Source organism: Nonomuraea ferruginea (assembly GCF_039540635.1).
GTDB lineage: Bacteria > Actinomycetota > Actinomycetes > Streptosporangiales > Streptosporangiaceae > Nonomuraea > Nonomuraea ferruginea.
Map to the genome: position 1 here is coordinate 1 of NZ_BAABFD010000019.1, position 15,587 is coordinate 15,587.

General features: G+C 70.3%; 17 protein-coding genes. 8 read left to right on the forward strand and 9 right to left on the reverse strand.

Translation table 11 applies throughout. The annotated features are described in order from the left end of the window. The coding region (locus ABD999_RS31525; RefSeq protein WP_345483042.1) for an RNA-guided endonuclease InsQ/TnpB family protein at positions 1 to 751 on the reverse strand (751 nt) is incomplete at its 3' end. 110 nt (positions 752 to 861) lie between these two features. Here ABD999_RS31525 and ABD999_RS31530 point away from each other — a divergent pair. The 6 genes from ABD999_RS31530 to ABD999_RS31555 all read left to right on the forward strand — a co-directional run bounded on the left by ABD999_RS31530 (position 862) and on the right by ABD999_RS31555 (position 7,984). Further along, positions 862 to 1,665 carry a purine-nucleoside phosphorylase gene (locus tag ABD999_RS31530; RefSeq protein ID WP_271278899.1) on the forward strand — a complete coding sequence of 268 codons (804 nt, stop codon included), beginning with the start codon at positions 862 to 864 and terminating at the stop codon, positions 1,663 to 1,665. Positions 1,666 to 1,673: 8 nt separating this feature from the next. Then, a complete protein-coding gene (locus tag ABD999_RS31535; RefSeq protein WP_271278900.1) occupies positions 1,674 to 3,296 on the forward strand; it encodes a phospho-sugar mutase in 1,623 nt (540 codons plus the stop codon). Between the two features lie 173 nt (positions 3,297 to 3,469). Beyond that, positions 3,470 to 4,879, forward strand: a complete 1,410-nt coding sequence (locus ABD999_RS31540; protein ID WP_271278901.1) for an ATP-binding protein — start codon at positions 3,470 to 3,472, stop codon at positions 4,877 to 4,879. 192 nt (positions 4,880 to 5,071) lie between these two features. Further along, positions 5,072 to 5,746 carry a TetR/AcrR family transcriptional regulator gene (locus ABD999_RS31545; protein WP_271278902.1) on the forward strand — a complete coding sequence of 225 codons (675 nt, stop codon included), beginning with the start codon at positions 5,072 to 5,074 and terminating at the stop codon, positions 5,744 to 5,746. Beyond that, complete coding sequence (locus ABD999_RS31550) at positions 5,739 to 7,256, forward strand: AMP-binding protein (protein ID WP_271278903.1); 1,518 nt, start codon at positions 5,739 to 5,741, stop codon at positions 7,254 to 7,256. Before ABD999_RS31545 ends, ABD999_RS31550 begins: the two co-directional genes overlap by 8 nt. After that, positions 7,253 to 7,984, forward strand: coding sequence for an enoyl-CoA hydratase/isomerase family protein (locus ABD999_RS31555; RefSeq protein WP_271278904.1), 732 nt, complete (start codon positions 7,253 to 7,255; stop codon positions 7,982 to 7,984). The genes ABD999_RS31550 and ABD999_RS31555 overlap by 4 nt, the downstream gene beginning before the upstream one ends. A 97-nt stretch (positions 7,985 to 8,081) precedes the next feature. Here ABD999_RS31555 and ABD999_RS31560 read toward each other — a convergent pair whose 3' ends face one another. The 8 genes from ABD999_RS31560 to ABD999_RS31595 all read right to left on the reverse strand — a co-directional run bounded on the left by ABD999_RS31560 (position 8,082) and on the right by ABD999_RS31595 (position 13,941). Then, positions 8,082 to 8,552, reverse strand: a complete 471-nt coding sequence (locus tag ABD999_RS31560) for a PIN-like domain-containing protein (protein WP_187281632.1) — start codon at positions 8,550 to 8,552, stop codon at positions 8,082 to 8,084. Beyond that, positions 8,503 to 9,171 carry a DUF433 domain-containing protein gene (locus tag ABD999_RS31565; RefSeq protein WP_148036948.1) on the reverse strand — a complete coding sequence of 223 codons (669 nt, stop codon included), beginning with the start codon at positions 9,169 to 9,171 and terminating at the stop codon, positions 8,503 to 8,505. The genes ABD999_RS31560 and ABD999_RS31565 overlap by 50 nt, the downstream gene beginning before the upstream one ends. A gap of 220 nt (positions 9,172 to 9,391) precedes the next feature. Next, positions 9,392 to 10,237: a hypothetical protein gene (locus ABD999_RS31570; RefSeq protein ID WP_271278905.1), complete on the reverse strand. Its 846-nt coding sequence runs from the start codon at positions 10,235 to 10,237 to the stop codon at positions 9,392 to 9,394. Positions 10,238 to 10,357: 120 nt separating this feature from the next. Continuing rightward, a complete protein-coding gene (locus tag ABD999_RS31575) occupies positions 10,358 to 10,864 on the reverse strand; it encodes a helix-hairpin-helix domain-containing protein (RefSeq protein WP_271278906.1) in 507 nt (168 codons plus the stop codon). A 445-nt stretch (positions 10,865 to 11,309) separates the two neighbouring features. Then, positions 11,310 to 11,921, reverse strand: a complete 612-nt coding sequence (locus ABD999_RS31580) for a hypothetical protein (RefSeq protein WP_271278907.1) — start codon at positions 11,919 to 11,921, stop codon at positions 11,310 to 11,312. Further along, the gene (locus ABD999_RS31585; protein ID WP_271278908.1) at positions 11,918 to 12,991 is read right to left on the reverse strand and encodes an adenosine deaminase; all 1,074 of its coding nucleotides are present in this window, start codon (positions 12,989 to 12,991) and stop codon (positions 11,918 to 11,920) included. Before ABD999_RS31585 ends, ABD999_RS31580 begins: the two co-directional genes overlap by 4 nt. A gap of 16 nt (positions 12,992 to 13,007) precedes the next feature. Next, positions 13,008 to 13,361, reverse strand: a complete 354-nt coding sequence (locus ABD999_RS31590) for a cupin domain-containing protein (RefSeq protein WP_148036943.1) — start codon at positions 13,359 to 13,361, stop codon at positions 13,008 to 13,010. 4 nt (positions 13,362 to 13,365) lie between these two features. Further along, complete coding sequence (locus ABD999_RS31595) at positions 13,366 to 13,941, reverse strand: AMIN-like domain-containing (lipo)protein (RefSeq protein ID WP_271278909.1); 576 nt, start codon at positions 13,939 to 13,941, stop codon at positions 13,366 to 13,368. 165 nt (positions 13,942 to 14,106) lie between these two features. Here ABD999_RS31595 and ABD999_RS31600 point away from each other — a divergent pair, with 165 nt between their 5' ends. Together ABD999_RS31600 and ABD999_RS31605 are read left to right on the forward strand one after the other, a co-directional pair. Then, positions 14,107 to 14,496 (forward strand): MarR family winged helix-turn-helix transcriptional regulator, encoded by a 390-nt coding sequence (locus ABD999_RS31600; protein WP_148036941.1) that lies wholly within the window; start codon positions 14,107 to 14,109, stop codon positions 14,494 to 14,496. A gap of 32 nt (positions 14,497 to 14,528) precedes the next feature. Then, on the forward strand, positions 14,529 to 15,527 hold the full coding sequence (locus tag ABD999_RS31605; protein ID WP_271278910.1) for a hypothetical protein: 999 nt from the start codon (positions 14,529 to 14,531) through the stop codon (positions 15,525 to 15,527). Positions 15,528 to 15,587 lie beyond the last annotated feature (60 nt).

Consider the following 15,587-nt stretch of genomic DNA (forward strand, 5'->3'; position numbering starts at 1 on the left):
CCTTCTCCACCCAGTCCTTGCGCCGGTCGCTCTCGCGCGCCTTCACGCGGGCGATGGCGGCCTTGACCTTGGCGCGCCGGTTCGATCCGCGCGTGGCCCTGGCGAGCTTGCGCAGCAGCCGCCGCAGGCGCGCCCTCTCCGCCTCACGCAGGCCGGGAGCGTGCAGCGTCTCCCCGGTCGACAGGGCGGCCGACACGGCCACACCCCGGTCCACGCCGACGACCTGACCCGTACCCGGCGCCGGGACGGGTGCGGGGACGGCGGCGAACGCCACATGCCAGCGACCCGCGCGGTCGCGGGTGACCCGATACGACTTCACCCCGTCAGGGACGGCGCGGGACCAGCGGAAACGGATCCAGCCCACCTTCGGGACCTTCACCTCGCCCACGTGCCGGGACAGGCGGCGCACGTCATCCGCTTTGACGGCGACGATCCGGAACCCCTCACCCCGCCCGCGCCTGCGCCATGTCGGACGCCTGTGGGTTCCGCCGAAGTAGTTGGCCATGGCTTGCGCGAAGTCCTTGAGCGCCTGCTGCTGGACGATGATCGACCCGACGCGCAACCACGCGGACTCCGCCCGCGCCTCGGTCAACTGGCGGCACTGCTCGGCGAACCCCGGCGCGGACCTGCGTCCCGGTTTCCAGCAAGCGTGCTGCTCAACCGCGAGATTCCACACATACCGGGCGTGCCCGCAATGCTCCAGCAGCGCCTGCTCCTGGGCAGGCGAAGGCTGGAGCCGGTAGCGGGACACGCCGATCAAACTACCGACCGCCACCGACAAAACCGGGAGACCATGATGTCCGGCCGTTCCGGCTTTCCTCCGTGCCCTGAAGGACGAGGCCTCCAGCCTCTAGGTATCCGGTGAACAACGACCCCTATTCCCTCGCCGGCGAGGCGGCCGCCGCTCTGAAGGCGGCCGCCGGTCTCGACACCTTCGACGTGGCCCTCGTGATGGGGTCGGGCTGGGTCCCGGCCGCCGACGCGATCGGGCAGGTGGTGGCCGAGGTCCCGTTCACCGACCTGCCCGGGTTCGCCGCCCCCGCCGTGGCGGGCCACGGCGGCCGCATCCGCGTCGTCCGCACCGACGCCGGCCGCCACGCGCTGATCTTCCTCGGGCGCAGTCACCTGTACGAGGGGCGCGGCGTCGACTCGGTGGTCCACGGCGTCCGCACCGCCGCGGCCGCCGGGATCCGCACGATCGTGCTGACCAACGCGGCCGGCGGGCTGCGGCCCGAGACGCAGCTGGTCGGCGACCCGGTGCTGATCAGCGACCACATCAACCTGACCGGCGCCAACCCGATCACCGGCACCACGTTCCTCGACCTGACCGAGGTCTACTCCAAGCGGCTGCGCGACCTCGTACGGGAGATCGACCCGAGCCTGTCCGAGGGCGTCTACGTCGCCTTCCGCGGCCCCACCTACGAGACGCCCGCCGAGATCCGGATGCTGCGCACGCTCGGCGGCGACCTGATCGGCATGTCCACCGTGCTGGAGGCCATCGCGGCCCGCGAGTCCGGGCTGGACGTGCTGGGCGTGTCGCTGGTCACCAACCCGGGCGCGGGCCTGGCGGGCGACCCGCTCGACCACGAGGAGGTGCTCCAGGTCGGGCGCGCCACCGCCGCCCGCATGGGGGTGCTGCTCGCGAAGGTGGTCGACCGGCTTTGACCTCTGTCGTGAGCATCGAGGATCGCGCCCGCGCCTGGCTGGCGCAGGACCCCGACCCCGACACCCGCGCCGAGCTGGCCGCGATGCTGGAGCGCGGCGACGCCGAGGGGCTGCGCGACCGGTTCGGGGCCAAGCTGGAGTTCGGCACCGCGGGGCTCCGCGGCGAGCTGGGCGCCGGGCCCAACCGGATGAACCGCGTCACCGTCATGCGCGCCGCCGCCGGGCTGGCCCGGGTGCTCGGCCCCGGCAGGCACGTGGTGATCGGTTACGACGCCCGCCACAAGTCCGACGTGTTCGCCCGCGACACGGCCGCCGTGCTGGAGGGCGCCGGGCTGCGCGCCTCCGTGCTGCCGCGCCCGCTGCCGACCCCGGTGCTCGCCTTCGCGGTCCGCCGTCTGGGCGCCGACGCGGGCGTGACGGTCACGGCCAGCCACAACCCGCCCCGCGACAACGGCTACAAGGTCTACTGGGGCGACGGCTCGCAGATCGTGCCGCCGATCGACGCCGAGATCTCGGCCGCGATCGACGCCGTGGAGTCCGTCTCCGAGCTGCCGCTCGGCGGCCCGGGGACCCTTCTGGACGATTCCATCGTCGACGCCTACATCGAGGCCGTCACCGCGCTGCCGCTGGGCGACGCCCGTGACCTGCGGGTCGCCTACACGCCGCTGCACGGCGTCGGCGCGGCCACGCTCGCGCGGGCCTTCGAGGCCGCCGGGTTCGAGCCTCCGCTGCCCGTGGAGGAGCAGCGCGAGCCCGACCCCGACTTCCCGACCGTGGCCTTCCCCAACCCGGAGGAGCCGGGCGCGATGGACCTCGCCGTCGCCCTGGCCGCCAAGACCGGCGCCGACCTGGTGCTGGCCAACGACCCCGACGCCGACCGGTGCGCGGTGGGCGTCCCGCTGCCCGGCGGCGGCTGCCGCATGCTCACCGGCGACGAGGTGGGCGGCCTGCTCGCCGAACACGTCATCACCCACACCTCGGGCGAGCGCATGGTGGCCACCACGATCGTCTCCTCGACGCTGCTCGGCAAGATCGCCAGCACGCACGGCGTCGGTTACGGCGAGACCCTGACCGGCTTCAAGTGGATCATCAAGGCCGGTCCCGGCCTGGTCTTCGGCTACGAGGAAGCCATCGGCTACAGCGTCGGCGGCGTCGCGGGGCTGCCGGTGCACGACAAGGACGGCATCGGCGCCGCCCTCACTGTGGCGGCCATCGCCGCCGGCGCCAAGCGCGCCGGCCGCACGCTGCTGGACCTCCTCGACGACCAGGCCCGCCGCTACGGCCTGCACGCCACGGCCCAGTTGTCCTTCCGGGTGAGCGACCTGGCCCTCATCACGGAGGCCATGACCCGCCTCCGCGCCACCCCGCCGTCCCGGCTCGGCGGCCGTGAGGTGACCCGGATCGACGACCTGAGCCGCGGCGACGGCGGCCTACCCCCGACGGACGGCCTGCGCTTCCTGCTGTCGGGCGACGCCCGCGTGGTGGTCCGGCCCTCCGGCACCGAACCCAAGCTCAAGTGCTACCTGGAGGTGGTCGTCCCGGTCACGGACGAGGTCACGCCCGCCCGCGCCCGCGCCTCCCAGGACCTGGAAACCCTGAAAGCCGACCTGACCACCGTCCTGCGGCTCTGACTCCACCACCGACAGGACCAAATCTGGACCTACCAGATGTGGACCTACCAGATTTGGTCCTGTCGACTCAGTTGGTCTCATCCGTGAGACCAATCTCCGGCATGGGCTCATCGATTCACTTCTTGAGACCAAACTTCTTGTTAGTCTCACCGATGAGACCAACAGGAGGCGCAGTGGAGCCCTTCATCGGCAGACAGCGGGAACTCGCCGTTCTCGGGCGTGCGCTGGAGAAGTGCCGCGCCAGCAGGACCGGACGCCCCGGTCGCGCGCTGCTCGTCCGGGGCCGCCGCCGGGTGGGCAAGTCGCGACTGGCGGAGGAGTTCATCCGGCAGGCCGGCGTGCCGTACGTGTTCTACACGGCGACCGGCCAGACCCTGAGCACCGAACTGCGCACCTTCACCGACGAGGTGCGGGCGAGCGACCTCCCCGCCGCCTCGGTCTTCGACGAGCGCGAGCCGGAGTCCTGGCACGACGCCCTGATCCTGCTGGCCCGTGCCCTGCCCGAGGACGCGCCGAGCATCGTCGTCATCGACGAGCTTCCGTACCTCATCAAGGCGGATCCCACGCTGGAGGGCGTGCTGCAGAAGGTCTTCGACCGGGAGTTCTCCCGGCGGCCGGTGCTGCTGCTCCTCATCGGCTCCGACCTGTCGATGATGGAGGCGATCAACACCTACGACCGGCCCTTCTATCAGCGGGCGGCCGATTTCCTGGTCGATCCCCTCACTCCCCGCGACGTCGGGAAGGCTCTGGGGCTGCCGGCGGCGGAGGCGTTCGACGCCCATCTGGTGTCCGGCGGCCTGCCCCTGGTCTGCGAGGAGTGGCCCGAGGGCGGCTCGCTCTGGGACTACCTGCGGGAGGCGGTCAACGACCCGCTCTCCGCTCTGATCGTCAGCGGGGAGCGGGCTCTGGACGCGGAGTTCCCGCCGGAGGCGCATGCCCGTCAGGTCCTCACCGCGATCGGGTCCGGGCAGCGTACGCACGCGAACATCGCCGCCGCCGCTCAGGGCATGTCCCGTGCCACCATGAACCGCGCCCTCCAGGTGCTGCTGGAGAAACGGATGATCGCCGTCGAGCGCCCGCTGTCCACACGCCCGTCACGGGAAACGCGTTACCACGTGGTCGACTCACATCTGCGCTTCTGGATCCCGTTCATCGGGACCCGGCTGACGGTCATCGAGCGGGGCCGGGGTGACCAGGTGCTGGAGCACATCCGCCGGTGCTGGACGTCCTGGCGGGGGATGGCCGTGGAGCCCGTCGTCCGGGAGTCGCTGCGGCGCATGGACGGCCTGCCCGAGGAGACGGGCGCCGTGGGCGGTTACTGGACGCGGACCAATGACCCGGAGATCGATCTGGTCGGCGCCGACCGGGAGCCGGTGGCCAAGCGGGTCACCCTGCTCGGGTCGATCAAGTGGCTGGAGAACCGGCCGTTCGACCACCACGACCTGACTGAACTGATCGTGCACCGGTCGAAGATGCCCGGCGCCGACGCCGACACACCGCTGTACGCGGTCTCCCGGGCGGGGTGCACCGTGGACGGGGTCCGGCACGTCACACCGGAACAGCTCATCGAGGCGTGGCGCTGAGCCTGGACTTTGGTCTCATCCGTGAGACCAAACTCGGCGCGAGGTCTCACGGATTCACTTCGTGAGACCAAACTTTTCGTTGGTCTCATCCGTGAGACCAAACCGCGGGCACCCGCGCTGCCACTCTAGGCAATAAGGCTTTTGTCCTTTATCGTGCGGAACATCGGATCCACCGAACGTTCGGTAGGCTACATGACCACCCTCTCCACCTACCTCACCGATCGCCACGCCGACGCCGGCCTGCGCATCAGGACGGCGGCGGTGCTGCTGTTCGCCCGCCAGGGGTACGCGGCCACGACCATCCGCGACCTCGCCCGTACCGTCGGCATGACGAACGCCGGCATCTACCACCACGTCACCAGCAAGGAAGCCCTCCTCGCCGACCTGCTCTTATCCGGGCACCGCGGGCTCATCGAGGCCGCGGAGCGGGTGCTCGACGGGGTGAAGGACGCCGCCGAGCGGCTGGCCCTGCTGATCAGCTCGCTCACCGCCATCCACGCGCTGAACCCGATGACCACCCGCGTCATGGACGGCGAGCTGCGCGCCCTCACCCCCGGCTCCGCAGCCCTGGCCGAGGTCATCGCGCTGCGCGACGCGTACGAGGATCTCTGGCGGGGGGCGGTGGCCGACGGGGTCGGCGAGGGCGTCTTCCACGTCGCCGACCAGAAGCTGACCCGGCTCGCGCTCATGACCATGTGCACCGGCACCAGCGAGTGGTACCGCCCGGACGGCGACTCGACGCTGGAGCAGGTGTGCGCGGAGTTCGTGGCCATCGGGCTGGCGGCCGTCCGTGCCCCGGCCCGCCCACTGCCGATCGCCGACTTCTCCCTGTTGCCCGAACTGCCCTGGGAGCCGCCCCGTGACTGATCCGTACCGAACGATCCCCGAGCTGGTCCGCCACGCCGCGCAGCGGTACGGCGGACGCGAGTTCCTGCGTTTCCCCGAGGCGTCTCTGAGCTTCGCCGAGGCGGACGCCGAGTCCGACCGGCTGGCCGGGGCGCTGGCCGCGAAGGGCGTCCGCCCGGGCGACCGGGTGGCGATCATGATGGAGAACGTCCCCGGCTGGCCCCTCAGCTGGCTGGCCGTGCTCAAGGCGGGGGCGATCACCGTGCCGGTCAACGTCCGCTACCGGGCCGCCGACCTGGAGCACATGCTGCGCGACTCGGGCGCGGTGGTGACGCTGACGACGCCGGAGCACGTCCCGCACATCCCCGGTCCCGCGTACACGCTGGACGCGCTGGCCGGCCCGGCCGTCCCGCCCGACATCTCGCCGGGCGCGGACGATATCGCGAATTTTCAGTACACCTCGGGGACCACCGGCTTCCCCAAGGCCTGCCTGCTCACCCACGACTACTGGATCCGCTGCGCCCGGATCGTCGCCGACCACGTACGGCTCCGCGACGACGACGTCATGATCATCGCGCAGGCGTACTCCTACATGGACCCGCAGTGGACCACGCTGATGTGCCTGATCGGCGGCATCCCGCACGTGGTGCTCCCCCGCTTCTCCGCCTCCGGCTTCTGGCCCGCCGTCCGCGAGCACGGCGCGACGCTCACGTACGTGCTCGGCACGATGCCGCTGCTCCTGCACAAGCAGCCGCCGCACCCGCTCGACCGGGAGAACCGCATGCGCCTGGTCCTGTGCTCCGGCATCGCCCCAAACCTGCACCGCACGTTCGAGGAACGGTGGGGCGCGCCCTGGCGGGAGCTGTACGGGTCCACCGAGAGCGGCCCCGACCTGCTCGCCGCCGTGGACGCCGCCGACACGGTGGGCACCGGCGCCATGGGCCTGCCCCCGGACGGCAAGGAGGTCAAGATCGACGAGAGTACGGGCGAGATCCTGGTCCGCGGCACGCCGATGATGAAGGGCTACTGGAACCACCCGGAGGCCACCGCCGAGGCCCTCCGCGGCGGCTGGTACCACACCGGCGACCTGGGCTTCCAGGACGAGCACGGCTACATCCACCACTCCGGCCGGCTGAAGGACATGGTGCGCAGGGGCGGCGAGAACATCTCCTGCGCCGAGGTCGAACGCGTGCTCGGCGAGCACCCCGCCGTCCTGAACACCGCCGTCGTGCCCGTGCCCGACGACCTGTGGGGCGAGCTGCCCAAGGCGTTCGTCCAGCTCAGGCCGGACCATCCGGCCTCCAGGGAGACGGCCGTGAGCCTGGCCGAACACGCGCGGGAACGCCTGGCCCGCTTCAAGGTCCCCGCTTTTGTGGAGTTCGTGGACGGCTTCCGGCTCACCCCGTCCGCCCGCGTCGAGAAGCGCCACCTGCTCCGCCCCGACCAGCGTGCCGGAGCGTTCGCCGTCGAAGCCGTCGAAGCCGTCGAAGCCGTCGAAGCCGTCGAAGCCGTCGAAGAGGAGAGATCATGATTGACATCACGGTCCGCGACGAGGTCGCCGTCATCACCCTGAACCGTCCCGAGAAGCTCAACGCCCTCACCGAAGGCATGCGCCGGGACCTCGCGGCGGCCGTACGCGCCCACGGCGACGGCTCGGCCCGGGGCATCGTGGTGACGGGCACCGGGCGGGCGTTCTCGTCCGGCGAGGACATCAACCAGGCCGTCGACCGGTCGCTGCTCGACGAGGTCGAACTGTTCCACGACCTGACCAGGGCCGTCCTGGAGGCCCGGGTGCCCGTGGTGGCCGCGGTCAACGGCCTGTCCGTGGGCGGCGCCGCCGAGTGGACGCTCTGCTTCGACGCCCGCGTCGGCACCCCCGGCGCCGAGTACTTCTGGCCGGAGAACCACATCGGCCTGTCGGTCTCCAACGCGTCGAGCCTGCTGCTGAGCCGCCTCGTCGGCGGCGGGCGGGCGCTCCGGCTGGTGCTGGACTCGTCCCGGATCAGCGCGGAGGAGGCACAGCGGCTCGGCATCCTCGATGAGATCGTCGCCCCCGACGCCCTCCTGGACACCGCCATCGGCCTCGTCCACCGCTGGACCCTCCCCGGCACGGCCACCGGAGTCCACCTCCGCCTCCTGCGCCCGTCCCTGGAGGAGGTGGAGCGCGCCTTCGCGGCGGAGACGGAGGCGGCCAAGGAGGTCGAAGGCTCCGGCATCGCCAAGGCCGGCATGGACCGCTTCGTCAACCGCGACCGCTGACCTCAACAGAACCACGTCCCCGCTGCACATGGCCCGTAAGAGGCTCTCTTGGCCGCCTCCCCGGGCCATCGTGCGCAACAGCATGGTTCGCCATGCCTCACGTGTCGCGGCTCCTACCTCGCTTCTTACGAGCTGCCGGCGCGGTGTACGGCTCCGCGCCGCGCGTGGTGAGTCGCCATACACCGGCCCCTCTCTGACTGGCAGCGCTGCACATCGACGGCAAACACGCTGCTATCAGCTCGACGCGCTCATCGATTTTCGACTCCGCCGGCATCAAGAAGACCGACACACCGGCCTTGAGATACGCCTCGTACTCGTGCGGACGCTCGAATATCCGGAAATCCGTCGCGAGCACAGTCCAGCCTCGCTGACCTACCTTCGGCAGCCAGTCATCATCATCGGCCCCCAGCGCCTGATCCCTCGACCCGTACAACTCCGCAGGACTGTGAACGCGATAGCCGAGTCCGGTGAGCAGCCTGCGGATGGTTCGGCTGACACTGTTCTCGTCGAGGTAGAACTCAGGCGGCGTGGCCCACGAAGATGCGGGCGGCGGTTCGGACGTCCTCAACGGTGACTCCGAGCTCATCGGCTATCACCTCGAAGTCCTCCCCGGCCCTGACCATCGCGGCGACATCCGACACTCGGGTACGAGACTCCTCGAAAATAGGTTGCCCGAAAGATCTCAGCGGATCGACGACGATCTTCGAAGGCGCCCAGTGCCGCAGACGGAGCATCGCAGGGTAGCCGTCTTCCGCTCGCACGATGTACTGCAGATAGTCGGTCACGATCTCGCGGATCACCCGCTGCCCCGTGGTGCCCTCGATCAGCCCTTCCCCTTCCGGCGAAGTCTTCGAAAAGTCCCAGAGAACGTCGATGCCGTCCGTGGCCAGCTCCGGGGCGACGAGAACGTACTGCCCGAACTCTCGCTGGAGCCGCTCCAGCGCAGGGCGGATCTTGCGTGGCTTCACTCCTGCGGCCCGCAGCGCATCCAGGACGTATGCCTCTGCCATGGCCACGAAGGGAACGGTGGCCATGCGATGCTCGATCGGCTGCGGAAGAACGTGCAGCAGGGGACGGCCTCTTTCGTAGCCGCGCGCCCAGTGGTTGAACGTCTGCTGGGGGATGCCGAGGAAGCGGGCGGCGTCGCTCTGGTTGAGCAGACCGGTCCGAGTCCTGATGTCGTCCATGCCGCGCACCTCCTCTTTTGCTCGCAGTCATCTTCTCTCACCGACTCGGTGGGCGCACAAGGGCCCGCCGGTTGAACTCGTTCAGGGCCGCAACATTAGCCGCACTTTCGAGGGCACCGATGGCGATTGTGGTTATCCAGTGCGCGCACGGCATCACTTTCCGTAGGGAACACGAAGGCACCGGCGCCCTCCTGGACACCGCCACAGCTCCTGAAACTGGCTATCGCACCGGCTTCAGCGCCGCCTGGAGATGCACGACGCCCTCGCCGTACTTGTCGTCCAGCCGTTGCTGCAGTTCCTCGTCGGCCACCCAGACGCCCACGACCACCTGCTCCTTCATGATGTCGACGGAGGTCGAGGTGAAGCGCTGACCAAGATCGTCGCCGATGAACTCCTGGATCTGCCGGAGCGTTTCCTCGCTGCGCTGGGCCTGGCTGACGCAGAGTGCGCCGCCCCAGCTCTCCCGGACCCACGCCTCCCGGCCGGTCAGGTCGCCCGTGAACTTCACGTTCAGCACCAGCTTGGCCGGGTCGTTGGCGTACTTCTCCGACCACTCCCGCTTACTGCCGTCGTAGCCGGGGATCGAGTCCAGATAGCTCTGGTCGAGCCACACCCCGCCCACGGCTTCCTCGTTATCCAGCCGCTGCTTAGTCACCTGGAGCGCTTCCCGGGTGGCCTTGGCGGGATCGGCCGGCCGCCAGCCACCCTCCGGGACGGGGCACGGGCTGTCCAGGCTGTGCTCCTCCGATGCGCGCTCGACCGCCGCCCCTGGTGGTTCGGTCAGGGTCAGCCGGGAGCCGTCCCAGGTGCCGACCACCCGATACCAGCCCCACTTCGTACCCCGGACGCTCTCGTGCCGCACCTTGGACCAGTCCCAGCCGACGATGTCCGGCCCGCCGCACTGGGGTGGCAGCGACGTGGCCATCTCAGCGCACAGCTGCGGCCCGTGCTCGGGGCTCTCCAGGACGGAGACGGCGTCGGCCGCGTACGTGACCGGATTGTCGGCCGCCACTTCGCTGCCGCAGCCGGTCAACGCGATGAGGGCGAGCAAGACGAGGAAGCGCATGCTCTTCAGACGTACGGGTGCTATGCGAGGTTCGGAACCGTACGGTTTCGGCTCTGTCCGGTCATCGGTAGTGGCGCCAGGTCGCTGAAGATCGACGATCCGGATCTCACCACGTGGCCATCACAGGGACCCGAGCGTCTCCCGGAGAATCCGCACGGCCTTCGGCCCGACCCCGTGCAGCGCGTTGAGCTCCGTATCCGAAAGCCCGGCCACCTGGTCGAGCGTGGTGATGCCGACGTTCGCCAGCGCCCGGGTGGCCGGCCGCCCGATCGCCTTGGGCAGGTCACCGACCTCGCCCGCGCCGGCCTTGTCGGCAGCGGACGCACGGGCCGCGACCTTCCGCGGCGCGCACGCGAGCCAGGCACGTCGCACCCAGTAGTTGAGAGCCTGGCCGTTGATGTCTTTGACAGGCAGGCGCACGAAGTCACCCGCCCGCTCGGCCGTCGCGTGCTGGGACACCAGGTCCTCAGCCTCGGCTCCCGGCAACCTAAGGCACACGAGGGCATCCGCATCCAGCAAGGCGAACTCCTTGCCGTCCACGGCGAACACCGGCGCGCCGTCGACAGCACTTTCGACCACATCAGGGTTGGAAAGCGCAGCCTTGCGGAACTGGGAGACTGTTGTCACCCCTCCACCTTGGCACATCGGGCGGCGCGGAAAGCTGCCCGAAAGCCGGCTGCGCTGCTCACCCGCCAGGCCGTGTCTCCCGGGCTGTTGGCAGGTCGCAAAGACCTTCCGTGGTGGCAGCCGAGGGCTCCTGACAGGGGTTGACCCGGAGTTCGAATCAGCTGAGTTCCTGGGCAAGCGGGCAGGGACCGGGGTGCGCGAGGGGGCGGTAGCTCCCTCGCCCGGGGGCGCGGGGGCCTGCCCCCGCACAGCACAGCCCGAGCCGCGTCGCGCGAAGCGCGTCCGACCGCGAGGCCGATGCCGTTGTACGCGGGGGCCAGCCCGCCACAACACACCACGAGGACGATGCCGTTGAACGCCGGGGCCAGCCCGCCACAACACACCACGAGAAGGATGCCGTTGAACGCGGGACCCACCTGCCACAACGCGCCCCCGGGAAAGGCACTCAGGGCACGAGCACGGCGGCGACGATCAACCCCACCGCCACGACGAAAGCCACGATCGAGTCGTACGCCCAGGTCACACGGACCTGGCCCACCTCGTCCTTGCGGAGTCTCGCCTGCTCGGCCCGGGAGGTGATCTGCTCCCCCACCCAGTCGGCGTGGGTCTTGCCCGCCATCGCCTCGGCCGCCGCCTGCTCGCCCTTGGTGAGCACGGGCTCGGTCTGGTAGCGGCCGTGACGGACCGGGGCGGCGCCGCGGCGCACGGCCTTGGCGCGTTCGCGGGCCGAGGTCATCGGGGTCCACAGGCGCAGCAGTTGCGAGCCGGAGTGGGAGACGTTGATCGAGTGGGACACGGTGACGTCCTCGACCGAGGCCCACGGCACGAACGTGGACCGCAGCGGGGTGCGGCCCACGAGACCGGGCTCGGTGAGGACGGTGGCCGGGCGGATGGCGACGACGTAGACGACGGCGGTGAGCACGCCCAGCACGGCGAGCGCGACCATGGACGGCTTGCCGCTGTAGCGGAGGGTCAGGTCGATGACGTTGGCCGCGACGAACGCCACCCAGATCCAGCCGAAGACGAAGGCGGTTTTGGAACGGAAGACCTGTTTCACGGCTGCCACTTGAGTTGCGCGAATCCGGGCTTGATGACGCCGTTGATCAGCGCGAGGCGTTCGTCGAACGGCAGGAAGGCCGACTTCATCGCGTTGACCGTGAACCACTGCAGGTCGTCCCAGCCGTAGTCGAACGCCTCGATGAGCTTGGCGAACTCCTGCGACACGGTGGTGGAGCTCATCAGCCGGTTGTCGGTGTTGACCGTGACCCGGAAGTGGAGGCGGCGCAGCAGCCCGATCGGGTGGTCGGCGATGGACGCGGCGGCGCCGGTCTGCAGGTTGGAGGTGGGGCACATCTCCAGCGGGATGCGCTTGTCGCGCACGTACGCGGCCAGCCGGCCGAGCTTGGCGGTGCCGTCGCCGGAGACGGAGATGTCGTCGATGATGCGTACGCCGTGGCCGAGCCGGTCGGCGCCGCACCACTGGATGGCCTGCCAGATGGACGGCAGGCCGAAGGCCTCGCCGGCGTGGATGGTGAAGTGGGCGTTCTCCCGCTGGAGGTACTCGAAGGCGTCGAGGTGGCGGGTGGGAGGGTAGCCCGCCTCGGCGCCGGCGATGTCGAAGCCGACGACGCCGACGTCGCGGTAGCGTACGGACAGCTCGGCGATCTCCATCGAGCGGGCCTGGTGGCGCATGGCGGTCAGGAGCGTGCCGACGCGGATGCCGCGCCTCTCGGACCCCTTGCGGAAGCCCTCCAGGACGGCCTGCACCACCTCGTCGAGGCTCAGCCCGTTGGTGGTGTGCTGCTCGGGGGCGAAACGCACCTCGGCGTAGACGACGCCGTCGGCGGCCAGGTCCTCGGCGCACTCGGCGGCGACGCGGGCGAGCGACTCGGGGGTCTGCATGACGCCGACGGTGTGCTGGAACGTCTCCAGGTAGCGCTCCAGCGAGCCGGAGTCGGACGCCTCCTCGAACCACTGGCGCAGGTTGTCCGGGTCGGTGGTGGGCAGCCGGTCGTAGCCGGTGTCGCGGGCCAGGTCCACGATGGTCTCGGCGCGGAGACCACCGTCGAGATGGTCGTGCAGCAACACCTTGGGCGCGCGCCGGATCTCGTCAATCGTGGGGCTCATCCGCCCATGATACGAGTCACTCGTCGCGGTTGGCCGAATCAGGGCTGAAGGCGGGCAGGCACACCGCGACGTACTCGGCGCCTTCGTCGCCCACCCGGTAGCGGACCTTCTCGCCGGGCTCGGTGACGACGGTCTGACCGGCGGACACCTCGGTGGTGCCGCCGGCGTGCTCGACCAGGACGGTGCCGCGCAGCACGAGCGTGTATTCGGTGAAGGCGGGGGCCTGGGCGGGCTCGTCCCAGCCGGGCGGGGCGACCATGTGGGCGATCGAGATCGCCTCGTCGCCGCTGTTGACGCGGCCCACGTGCTCGTCAATGAGCTTGCCGCCCGGCACCGGGATGCGTGAAGGTCCTTCGATCTTTCTCACCACCCGGTCAGTGTGCCACGTCGACCACCAGTCTGGGCGGGGCGGCGAGCTCGGTGACCTTGAAACCCGTGACGCCGGGCGCCAGCAGGGCGATGCCGACGACGCCTTCGAAGTCGCCGGTCTTGGCGATGCCGGTGATGCCCCCGGACGCGGGCACGGTGGTGCCGTTCCAGGTGGGGGTGCCGTCCTCGGTGTGGGCGTTGGCGGGCACGAGCCGGATGTGCAGGGCGCGGCCGCCCTTCAGGTCGATCGGCCGGCCCGAGCCCTCCTCGTGCAATTCGCGGACCCAGCGCACGGTGTAGCCGGGGACGCCGCCCTGGAAGTCGACGACCACCCGGTCGAACGAGGGATGCCGGCCGAACCGCACCCCGGTGACCAGGGCGGGTTCGGCGTCGTTCCGCTCGACCCGGACGGGGGCGGTGGCGGTGGGGCCGGGGACGGGCGTGGCCGTGTGCGGCTCGGTGGCGGGCCCGGGGGACGCGGCGCTCTCCGCCGGGGTGTCCGCGGGAGGCGTCGTGCCGCAGGAGATCAGGACCGCGCCACACGCGAGGAACGCGACGGCGGCCCGTACGAACGGGGTCATGTGCACTGGATGCCCGGCGACCGCGCGTCCGATGCGCCGTCGACCTGATCGGCATCGGGGGACGCCCGGGAACCGCGGGGCACGATAGGTTCGGCGGTTTCGCGACCTCCCGCCTGGATGCGCGTGCATCTAACCATGATCTTTACGGCGTGGTAACCTCCGCGCATGGACGAGCGGTTCGTGGTCGACACCTGGCATGACGTCCTCTCCAAACACGCCAGGGCCATGTGCGCGCTGGAGCGCGAGCTGGGCGACAAGCACGGGCTGGGGCCCAGCGAGTTCGAGGTGCTCGACCGGATGGTCAGCCATGACAGGAAGCTGCGCATCCAGGAGCTCTGCGACGAGGTCCACCTGAGCCAGAGCGCGCTCTCGCGGGTGGTGGCCCGCCTGGAGAAGGCCGCGCTCGTGTCGCGCGGCGTGTGCGACTCCGACCGGCGGGGCGTGTTCGTGCGCATCACGGAGGAGGGCCGGGCCCGTCACGCGGCGGCGCTCCCCACCCAGCGCGCCGTCCTGGCCGAGATCTTCGACGACGCCGCCACGCCACTGAGCACCTGACTCCGGCTGTCAATCGTCGCTACTCTACGGCGATGCTCCTCATTCACGGATCATTGACGCTCGCGGTGGCCGCCGCGCTCACCGTGGCCCCGGCCACGACGGCGCACGAAGCGACCAGGACCGCGGACCAGGTCTTGCGGGTCTACACCAACAACATCGAGAACCTGGTGAGGAACAACGCCGACGGCTCCTGCACCCGGATCTCGGGCCCCGACCACCTCACCTCGATGCTGGTCGACGACAACGGCAAGCCGGGCACGTCCGGCGTGCGGGCTCCCGATCTCCTGATCGTGCAGCAGGTGCGCGGCACCGGGCAGGCCACGGCCTACGCCGACCAGCTCTCGGCCAAGTTCGGCTATCCGGCGGGCACCTACAGGGCGATCGTGGCCTGGGACGACCCCGAGCAGTGGGGCGGCTCCCACCACTGCAGCCAGCAGTCGCTGGGCGACCTGAAGAAGCGCCAGACCAACGGGATCATCTACAACACCAGGACGCTGGGCCTCGCCGAGACCTCCAAATACTGGAGCGCGGGCTGGCTCAAGCCCGGCACGTCCTACTCCGGCGGGGCCGGGTGCACGCTCTACAAGCCGCCGAGCAACGACGACGCCGCCGCCAACAAGCACAAGTGGAAGCGCACCAGCGCCATCGCCGCGAGGTTCACGATCAAGGGGACGGGGACGTCGGTCTTCGCCGCCTCCATGCACCTGCCGGAGCAGAACGGCAAGAACGCCTGCGCGGGGCCCGGCGACCCGGGCATCGCGAACTCCGGCATCAAGGTCGGCGCGGACGCCACGAGACTGATGAACGCCTCGGCCGTCCGCGTGATCGGGATCGACGCGAACCGCACCGGCATCGCCCGCACCACCCTCGGCGGCTTCGGCATGACCGGCTACGGGGCGAAGGCCACCATGGGCACCAGGAAGATCGACCACCTGTTCGTCAAGGGCGCCGTGCGGCCGTCACCCGTCGACCACACGGTGAACAGCACGAAGTCCAACCACCTGGCCCTGTACGCGTTCATCACGGTCTGAACCCACCCGAGCCCTGGACGGATCACCGAACCCGGCCGCGCCAGCGGTCGAACGCCGACG